This window comes from Streptomyces milbemycinicus, from assembly GCF_002154605.1.
GTDB classification, from domain to species: Bacteria; Actinomycetota; Actinomycetes; order Streptomycetales; family Streptomycetaceae; genus Streptomyces; species Streptomyces milbemycinicus.
Genome location: NZ_MUNE01000016.1, coordinates 1 through 9867 on the forward strand (window position 1 = coordinate 1; position 9867 = coordinate 9867).

Genomic DNA, 9867 nt, shown 5'->3' on the forward strand with positions numbered 1-9867 from the left:
CTCAGTCGGCGGCTCGGTCGGCGGCTCGGTCGGCGGTTCAGTCGGCGGACACCACCGCCCGTCCGTAGGGCACCAGGCGGACCGGCCCGATCAGGCCGTACCGCTGCCGCTTGGCCGCCCCGAACTCCGCCGGGCGGACGGTCCGCAGCCGGTTCAGCAGCGTGCCGGCCACCTCGACCTCGATCGTGTTCGCACCGCGCCGCAGCAGGCCCCCGAGGTCCACCACGCCCGTCACCTGGTCCACCGGGCCCAGCGCGGTGCCGTTGACGGTGACCCGGTAGGTGTCGAAGACCTCCCCCAGCTCCAGCCGGGCGCCGGTGGCTCCGGTCCAGCCACGCCCCAGCCGTACGGTGGCGCGGTAGCGCCCGACGCCGGAGACGTCCTCCAGACCGGGGAGGTCCGGCCAGGCCGCGAGCGCGCCCGGGTCCAGCCGGTGGTCCACCGTGACATGGCTGTCGGGCGTACGGCCCGGCCGCCAGTCGGCCACCCGCAGCGACCAGCGGTCCAAGGTGAGCGGCGCGGGCAGCTCGCCGATGCGCGCGACGACCTTCCGGCCGTCGCTCAGCACGGTCTCGCGGGCGCCGGGGCGGGTGTCGAGCACCTCCAGCACACCGTCCGTGATCCGCGCCGACTCGGCGTCGGTGCTCAGCGCATGGAGCGGCCCGGCGCCGCGTGCGAGCGCGACCAGGGCGGTGGCCCCGGGCGCCAGGGTGATCCGCAGCGTGACCCGGCCGCCGTCGTCGCGGTGGACGGCGATGGGCGCCACCTCGCCGGTCCAGGCGTCGAGCGCGTACGGGGTGGCCTTCGGCCAGGGCGCGGCGATGGCCACCTCATGGTCCACCGTCTCGGTCGCCGAGCCGTTGGCGAAGAAGTGGTGGGCCACGTCCCGCCCCGCCCGGTGGGCGTGCAGCAGCGGCGAGCGCGCCGCGTACGCCACGTCGGGCTCGATACCCAGGTCGGCCAGGGCCGCGGGGATATCGGGCCGGTCGGCGACATTGCGTACCCCGGGGACGGCGAGCAGCCGGGTGATCAGGGCGCGCAGTCGCTCGTCGTCGCCCTCGTGCGGCAGCCCGGGCACATGCCCGTCCGACCAGTCCCCCACCACGATCATCGGCAGACCGTCCTCGGCCAGCTCGATCAGCCTGCGGGCGGTGTCCAGCTCCAGGGTGTGCTCACGCCCGATCATGACGTCGCCCTCCAGCACCAGGACCTTGAAGGCGGGCCCGTCGGGCGCCAGCCGCCCGTCCCGCACCACGGCGCTCGGCAGGCCGAGCGAGCGCGGGCTGAGGAAGGTGTGCGTCCAGCCGAGCGGCACCCCGTCCGGGGTGAACCAGGGCGCGCCGAGCCCGGAGCCCGCGTACCCCTTCTGGCGCAGCACGGCCACGTCGACCCGGTGGGTGCCGGACTGGAGCACGCCCTGGATCCGGCCGAGGTATCCGGCCACATCGGACACATGGCGCCAGGCCGGGGTGCGCGGCCCCCACGCCTCGCCGTATCCGGGGCCGCCGTGGTACGGGGAGAAGGCGGCGAAGCCCGGCCAGGCGGCGCCGGGCGCGGTCGCGTAGCCGAAGCCGTGCAGCACCGCCTGGTTGACGCCCGCGCAGTACTGGGTGACCAGCTTGCGCAGCGTGGCGTCCCAGGTGGTGGCGTACGCCCCGCCCGCCGTGGCGCCCGCCTCGTTGGACAGCACCCGTCCGCCGCCCATGTCCCGGCCGCCGGCCAGACAGCGGAAGTCGTCGAGATTCTTGAAGCCGAGCGATTCGCCTTCGGGGATGTCCAGGAGCGAGGCGCTGTGGATCGCGTCGGTCTCCAGGCCGTACGGCTGGACGCGCAGGGCGAGGCCCAGCGAGTGGGCCCACGCGCGCAGCGGCAGCAGGTGGTGTTCCAGATACAGATCGGTGATGACCTGCATATAGTCGCGGCGCACGGCCTTGTTGGTGGCGGCGTCGAAGGCGAAGACGTACTTCTCGTCCTTCTCGATCACCGCGGCCAGATACGGCAGCAGGGGGTGGCCGATGCGCCGCTCGAACTCCTCCGCCAGGCCGGGGGTCCACAAGGTGGCGTCGGTCTCGATCTCCAGGGAGTCCTCGAACAGCGCGCCCCCGGCCCGGCGCAGCAGTTCGCGGACCCGGCGGGTGAGGATGCGCCGCTCCCAGAAGTCGGTGACCGCGCGGGTGCCGGCGGCGCTGAAGTGGTCGACGACATAGGCGAGCGGGGAGGTGTGGGCGGGGCCCTCGGGCCGCTGCCCGGAGCCGCGCTCCCAGTACGAGATCAGCGCCCACTGTCCGTCGTCGGGCGCGGTCCACCGCAGCTCCCCGTCGCGGACCAGCGCGGTCAGGTCGGTCACCGAGTCCCGGTCCAGTTGCAGCGGTGCCGGGGCCGCGCCGGCCGCGGCGATACGGGCCGCCTGCACCCACAGCAGCCGCCGGTCGGTCACGCCCTCGGCCGCGGGCACCACCGGCGGCGGCACGGGGCCCGCGTAGGAGCCTTGAGACCCCTGGAAGACGACCAGGCCGTGGGCCAGCTCACGGGCCGCCGCCTCGGTGTCCGGGGTGACGGTGGGTACGGCGGCGGGCCAGGCCGGGCCGATGGTGACATCGACGGTGAGGCCGCGCCGGTCGGCCTGGCGCAGGGCGCTCTCCAGACCGGCGACCCACGCCGCGGTCCCCCAGCCGTAGCGCTCGGCGTCGATCGGTTCGCTCAGGCTGTGGGTGACGGCCGCGATCTCCACCCCGCCGAATCCGGCGTCGGCGATCTGGTCGACCTCCCGGGCGAGCTCGGCCGGGTCCACCAGGCCGTCCGGCCACCACCAGCGGAGCTTGGGCCGCACCGCGCGGCCCGGCGAGGCGAACGCGGCGGCGAAGCCGGGCCGTGATGCCTTGCCGCCCGCGGCGGCGGGAGCCACCGCGGTCGGGAGGACCGCCGCCGCCCCGGCCGCGGCGCCCAGGCCGAGCAGCGTCCGGCGGCGCGGACCGCCTCTGTTGTCTCTCATGCGTCACTCCCGGTCCGCGGCTCGGATACGGACTGGTATACGGACGTGAAGCTCCAGGTCCCGGAGGGCACCTCGTACACCCGCACTCCGTCGTCCGTGCGCAGCGGGCGCGCCCCGTCCGGCGCGCCCACGGCCCCCGAGGTGACGGGCACCCGCACCTCGGCGGTGGTCCCGGCGGGCACCGTCACGGTCAGCCGGTACGCGGAGCCGTCGCGCCGCCAGGAGCTGCGGGCCGGGCCGAACGGCGTGGTGTAGGAGGCGGCAGCCGAGGTCAGATCGCCGACGACGGCGGGCGCGAAGAGCAGCCTGCGGTAGCCGATCGAGTCGTCGGTCTGCCGGATTCCGGCGAGGGAGCCGGTGAACCAGCCGTCGATCACGCCGAGCATGAAGTGGTTCTGGGACTGGCCGGAGCCGCCGTCCCAGGTCTCGCCGAGCGTGGTGTTGCCGTGCTGCACCTGGTAGCCGTAGCTCGGGCTGTCGGTCCTGGTGGCGATCCGGTAGACCACGTCGTCGCGCCCGGCGGCGGAGAGCACCCGGAAGGCGGCGGGCAGCGAGATCTCGCCGAGCACCAGATGGTCACCGGCCTGCTCGACGCTGTGCACGAAGTGGTCGAGCAGCCGCTGCCGCCGGCCGTCGGGCACGGCCCCCATGTCCAGCGCGAGCGCTTCCGCGCCGTGTCCGCCGCCGCCGAAGGTGCCGGTGGTGGCGTCGTAGTACTTCGCGGACAGGGCGGCGACGGAGGCGTCGGCCTTCTCCCGGTACGCGGCGGCGTCCTCGCGCTCGCCGAGCACACCGGCGATCCGGCCGAGCGCGTCGACCACCCGCCAGTAGCCGTAGGTGCCCGCGACGGCGCGCGGGAAGGTGCGGTCGGGGGTGATCCAGTCGCCCAGGCCGTAGTCGAGGATGCCGTCGGTGACCTGCCGCTCGAGGAAGGCCGCGTACTCCTTCATCTTCGGGTAGTAGGTGCGCAGCGTCTCCTGGTCGCCGTAGGTGGTGTAGAGCTGCCAGGGGACGAGGACGAACGCCCCGCCCCAGTTGGCGTCGTTGCGGTAGGCGCCCGGCAGCAGGGTGTAGTCCGGCACGGTGCTGGGGATCAGGCCGTCCGGGGTCTGTGCGTCGGCCATGTCCCGGACGATCTTGCGCAGTTGGGACTGCATGTCGTAGTTGGCGGCCAGGGCGGGGAAGACCAGCTGGTCCTGCTCGAGCCAGCCGAGCTTTTCGCGGCTGGGGCAGTCGGTGAGGACGCTCATCATGTTGCCCTGGATGGCGCCCCGGATGAGCGAGTGGATGCCGTTCAGCAGCTCGTTGGAGCTGGTGAAATCCCCTGCGGAGGCGTTGTCGGTGTGCAGGACGAGGCCGCGTACGGACACTTCGGCGCCCTCGGGCAGGCCCTTGAGCTCCAGATAGCGGAAGCCGTGGTAGCTGAAGCGCGGATGCCAGGTCTGCGCCCCGGTGCCGGCCGTGGTGTAGCTGTCCCACAGCGGCGCGCCGACGTTGCTGATGGACTGGTGGGCGTGGCCGTCCTTGAGGCTTTCGGCGGGGTGGACGCGTACCGCGGTGCCCTCGGGCGCGCGCACGGTGATCTCGGGCCAGCCGGCGATATTGCGCCCGAGGTCGAACACCCGGCTGCCGGCCGGGGAGTTCGCGACCTCGGTGCCCTTGAGCGTCTCGGTCACCCGGATCGGCTCGGTCTCGCGGGCGCTGACCCGGGCGGGTTCGGTTGCGGTGCCGGGCGCGGCGACGGCGGTGGCGGCCCGCCAGCCGGTGCGGTCCCCGTCGGGCCGGTCCCCGTCGGGCCGGTCCCAATTCGGGAGCTCCCGGCGGGCGTCGTAGTCCTCTCCCCCGTACCAGTTGGAGGAGGTGGTGGGGCCGAGCGTGGTGCGCCAGTCGGGGCCGCTGGCGATGCGCCGAACGGTGCCGTCGGCGAGGGTGATCTCCAGTTGGGCGAGCAGCTTGGGGTCGCTGAGGTTGCCGTAGAGCTTGCGGTAGCGGTCGGCGGTGCTCACGACGTTGGCCATGCCGTTGCCCAGTTCGACCCCGATGGTGTTGGCGCCGCGCCGCAGCCGCTTGGTCACGTCGTACGTGGCGTACTGCACACGGTCGGCGAAGTCGGTGTTGGCGGGCTCCAGCACGGCGTCGCCCACCGGGCGGCCGTTGATCCGGGCGTCGTAGACCCCGAGGCCGGTCAGATAGAGGCGGGCGGATCGGATGTCCTTCGGGACCGTGAAGTCCTTGGCGAACAACGGGAGTCCGGCCGGGAGGTACGGCTTCGGCGGCGTCTGCCCGCTGACGCCGGCGGCCTCGGTGAACGGGCCGGTGGCCGCGTCCGCGGTGGCCACGGTGTAGTCGACGGGGAAGCCCGGCACCCGGCCGTCGGCGGTGAGGACGTCGGCGCGCGGGTAGAGCAGCACCCGGTCGAAGCGGGCGGTCTGCTTGAGGTCCAGAGTGAGGGTGATCGGCGTGGCGGACACATCGGCGTCGGGGTGCGGTTTGCTCGCGTATCCGGCGGCGGTCTGCGCCCCGCTGTTGGTGAGCCCGTCCACGGCGAGGGCGGGCTCCCAGGTCTTGCGGACGGTGTTGCTCTCCGAGGCGGTGACCGCCGCGCCCTTGGCGAGGTCGGACCCTTCGGGGTCGGCGGAGTCGCGCACCTCGACCTCGGCCAGTTGCAGCCGCCGGGTGAGGGCGGGGAAGTCGCCTTCGGCGAGCGGCAGTCCGAGCCGGGTGACATCGAGCCGTACGTAGCGGGCGGTGGTCTTGGGCAGCTCGACGACCACGGGCGTGACCTGGCGGCCGCTCAGCTGCCAGTCGGGGTGGCCGATCCACCGCGCGGACCAGTCCTTGGGCGACGTCAGCCCGGTCTCGAAGACGGACGGTGCGCTCCAGCCGGACGCCCGGCCCGCGCCGCCGCCGGCCCACACCTTGACCCGCCAGTACACGCGGGTGCGCGGGCCGAGCCGGTCGCCCGCGTAGTCGGTCCGCGGCGCGGCGGAGCCGACCTTGCCCGAGTCCCACAGGTCGGGGCGGCCCGCCGCCAGCCGGGCCGCGCTGGTGGCGGCCTGTACGCGGTAGGCGCGCTGCACGGTGTCCCGGCCGGTGGTGGTGGGCCGCCAGCTGAGCTCGGGCGTGGTGTCGTCGATGCCGAGCGCCTGCCGCAGGGCCCCGGTGCGCAGCGCGATGGGGCGGCCCGCCTCGCTCGCCTCGGCGGGGGCTGCCGAGGGCAGTGTGGCGGCCAGGGCGGCAAAGGCCGCGAGGGCGGTGGTGGCGAGCCGGGCCAGATGTCCGCGGCGCAGCGGTGGCCGAGGGGGTCGGAGGGGTCGGTTCATGGGGAATCTCCATGAGTGGTCGGGCCCGGAAGGGAAGCGGGCAGAAGTCGGGCACGCTCGAACGCGAAACGGGCATCAGGCGGGCGCGGGGCGGTCCGCGGCCGGGCCCGGGTCAGGCGGTGCGGATGAGCCGGACCGTCACCGGGCGCAGCGGACGCAGCGCCACCGGCCCCAGCAGCCCGGACGGCAGCGCCTTGCCGCGCTCGTTGGCGAGGGTGTTGGCGACGCGGACGGCGATGGTGTTGACCCCGGGGCGCAGCTGGTCGGTGACGTCCACGGTGTACGGGGCCCACAGCGCGGGCGGCAGCGCGGCGCCGCCCACCGTCACCCGGGCCACCTCGCGCACCTCGCCGAGGTCGAGGTGTAGGCGGCGGCCGTCCAGGTCAGCCCGGGTGAGGGTGATGTCCTTGGTGTAGGTGGCGCTGCCGGAGAAGCGCGGATCCAGGTCGGTCCAGCTGCCGAGCGGCCGTACGACGGGCTCGGCGCCGTCCCGCTCCAGGGTCACGGTCCAGTCGCCGTCCAGTGGAATCGCCCGCAGCGGATCGGTGACCTCGGCCTCGCCGCGGTAGGTGTGGCGCCCGTCGGTGCCGGTGAACGCGTACCGGCCGGGGGCGTCGGCCAGCGCCTTCGCCAGCAGTCGGCCGCTCTCGGCGGTCACGGCGGTGACCGGGAGGTCCGCCCGGGTCAGATGGGGGCGGGTCGCGGCGCCCGCGCGGAACACCACGGCCAGCGTCTCGTACGGGCGCAGGCGCAGCGGTACCCGGGTGGCCTCGGCCCCGGGCCGGCCTGCCGTGGTGTGGACGGGGGCCGGGGTGACCGTGCCGGTGGCCGGGTCTCGCAGCTCCGGTGCGCCGCCGACCGGGAACACCGCCTCGGTGACCACGGTTTCCGCACTCTCGTTGTTGACCAGGAAGGCCGTGTCCCGGCCCGAGGTGGTGCGCAGCACCAGCACCGAGGCTGCGGGGGGATCCAGCACGGCGGCCACGGCGCCCGCGGCGCGGACCGCCTCGCCCAGCCCGGCGGGGTCCGCGACCCGCACGGCCCGGCCCCGGCCGACCCGACGGCTGCCCGGGACCTGCTCGGGGAACAGGGCCCGCAGGGCGCGGCGCAGCGCGGTGTCGTCGCCGCCCGCCTCCTGGTCGGGCAGCTCGCCGACGGCGAGGACCGTGCCGCCGCCGCGGGCGAACTCGGCGAGGGTACGGGCGGTCGCGGCATCCAGGACCGGGGTGTCCGGCAGGACCGCCACCTCGTAGCGGGCGTGGCCGACGGCCAGGGTGCCGCCGTCGGTCCTGGCGTGGTCCCGCAGGCCCCGGTCGCCGGACAGGGCGCCCTCGTGGACGAGGTCGAAGTCGGTCTGGGCGCTCTCCAGCGCGCGGGCGGCGGCGCCGAACGCGGTGTCCAGCGCGGTGCCCTGGTCGGTGCCGCGCCACTGCTCGGCGGCGCGCTGCGGCTGGATCAGGGCGGTGCGGGCGGCGGAGGTGCCGCGGACGGACTCCATTACCCGCCCGGTCCAGTCCGCCAGCGGGCGCATCGCCCACCACCAGGGGGCGCGCGGGCCGAACGGCGGCGGGAAGTAGACCCGTGTCTCGTCGGTCCACAGCGCGTGCAGCACGGTCAGATTGACGCCCCGGGCGGCGGCGGCGCCCAGCAGTGCGTGCGCGAAGGCGGGCGCGACCTGCCAGCCCATGTTGCCGAACGCCTCCAGCAACACCCGCTCGCGGCCCGCCTGGTGGGCGGCGCTGGCCGGGTTGCGCGGGATCATGGTGGGCTTGCCCGCCTCGTACTCGGCGGTGATGATGTCCCCGCCGGGGATCTGCGCCCACTGGTTGATCTTGTGCAGATCGCCGGTGGAGGCGATGCGCTTGGCGGGGGCGGTCTCGTCGTAGAGCGGGTTGGTGATCAGGGCGACGCGCCGCTCGGCGTACCAGCGGGCCTGTTTGCGGAAGGCGAGCGCGAACCGGTCGGACACCGCCTGCCAGAAGCGCCCGCGCAGCACCCGGCCCTCCCGGCCCAGGCCGTCGTCGAAGAGCGCGGCGTACGCCCGTCCTGGCTCGGCGCCGACCGCCCGCAGGGCCGCCTCCAGCGTGGGCGACCAGGGCGCCCGCTTGAAGTGCGGCTCGGCGGAGGCGAAGAACGGCTCGTCGTCCCAGAAGCCGGGCACGACGGTGCCGAAGTAGCGGCCGAATCTGCGGTGGTACTCGCCGGGCACCATGTCCAGCAGCAGCTCGATGGGTTCCTCGTCGAGCAGGTCGATGTAGGCGCGGCTGTAGCCCTGGGTGTCGTCGGCCAGGACGGTCCCGCCGAACACATCGATCTGCCACCGCCCCGCGGGCACCTCCCAGCGGCGGGTGGTCCGCAGCCGCTCGGTGAGCTCGACCAGCCGTGCGGCGTCGTCGGCGCCGACCGGGCGGGCGACGGCCGCCACCGGCGCGGCGGTCCCGGGTGCGCGGCGCGTGGCGAACTCGCCGGGGGTGGCCGGGTCGGCGAAGTCCTCGCGATAGAGGACCGTGCCGTCGGCCGCGGTGACGGTCAGGTCCTCCCACAGGGCGCGCTGGGTGCCGGTGGCGTGTACGCCGACGCTGCCCGCCGGGTGGGTGGCGTCGGTGGCCGTGCCCTTGTCCTTGTCGTCCAGCCGGACGGTGAGCGTGGCGCCGCTGACGGCCACCCGCAGGGTGTGGAACTTGGTCCGGTTGAAACCGTCGGTGCGGGTGCTGCGGGCGAGTTCGGTCCGCTCGCCGCCGTCCAGCCGGGAGATGGTGACCACCCCGGTCTGGTCGAACTCGACCAGATAGCCGTCGTCTCCGGTGGCGGAGGCGCGCAGCAGCAGACCGGCGGCGGCCGTCTCGGCCTTGGCGCTGCCGGTGACCGTGCAGTCGCCCCAGCGGTCCCCGCGGCGCAGCACGGCCGCGCCGCCGAGCACCGCGGCGTCCGCCACCAGCCGGCCGCTCTCGACGCCGACGCCCGTGGTGTCGTACAGATCGACGGTGGCCGGTCCCTCCACCACGGTGGTGGACCGCCACAGTGCTTTCAGCCGCAGCTCGGGGCGGGCGGGGTAGTGGCGGGTCCCGACCGTGCCGCCGTTCACGATCAGCCCGGCGGCGCGGCCGCTGGGGAAGTGGTTGTCGTTGAACACCCACACCCGCATCCCGGTGCGCTCGGCGACGGCCAGCACGTGTCCGACCACGTCGAACCAGTCCTCGCTGAAGAACACCGGGCTCATCTCGGCGTTGTCGAAGGGGAAGACGACGACCTCGTACATCCCCTTGTCGCGCAGTTCGGCCAGCTGCCGGTCGATCAGCTCATGGGTGACCGGTCCGTTCCAGTACCAGTAGACCGTGGGGCGGCTGTCGCGGCGGGGGTCGGTGAAATGGCCGGCGGGAAAGCCGGCCGCGGACTCCGCGTGGGCCACGGGCAGGCCGGTGCCGAGTGCGGCGACGACCGCCCCGGAGGCCATGACGAAGTGGCGCCTGGTCGGTCGGATCGGTCTTTCGGGCTCGGGGGTGCCGGTTTCAGGCATGGAGGTGCTCCCGTAGGGACAGGGGTGTGCGGGCG

At 74.6% G+C, this 9867-nt stretch carries 3 protein-coding genes; all 3 read right to left on the reverse strand.

The window, feature by feature from the left end:
- Window positions 1-37: 37 nt before the first annotated feature.
- A complete protein-coding gene (locus CCN51_RS01215) occupies window positions 38-2992 on the reverse strand; it encodes a glycosyl hydrolase (RefSeq protein WP_014181630.1) in 2955 nt (984 codons plus the stop codon).
- On the reverse strand, window positions 2989-6315 hold the full coding sequence (locus tag CCN51_RS01220) for a family 78 glycoside hydrolase catalytic domain (protein ID WP_014181629.1): 3327 nt from the start codon (window positions 6313-6315) through the stop codon (window positions 2989-2991). Before CCN51_RS01220 ends, CCN51_RS01215 begins: the two co-directional genes overlap by 4 nt.
- 112 nt (window positions 6316-6427) lie before the next feature.
- Window positions 6428-9832, reverse strand: a complete 3405-nt coding sequence (locus CCN51_RS01225) for a glycosyl hydrolase (protein WP_043488122.1) — start codon at window positions 9830-9832, stop codon at window positions 6428-6430.
- Window positions 9833-9867: the final 35 nt, after the last annotated feature.

Excerpts from the sequence above, each read along its gene's own strand:
- CCN51_RS01215 (WP_014181630.1), bottom strand. The coding sequence starts at position 2,992 with ATGAGAGACAACAGAGGCGGTCCGCGCCGCCGGACGCTGCTCGGCCTG.
- CCN51_RS01220 (WP_014181629.1), bottom strand. The coding sequence starts at position 6,315 with ATGAACCGACCCCTCCGACCCCCTCGGCCACCGCTGCGCCGCGGACAT.
- CCN51_RS01225 (WP_043488122.1), bottom strand. The coding sequence starts at position 9,832 with ATGCCTGAAACCGGCACCCCCGAGCCCGAAAGACCGATCCGACCGACC.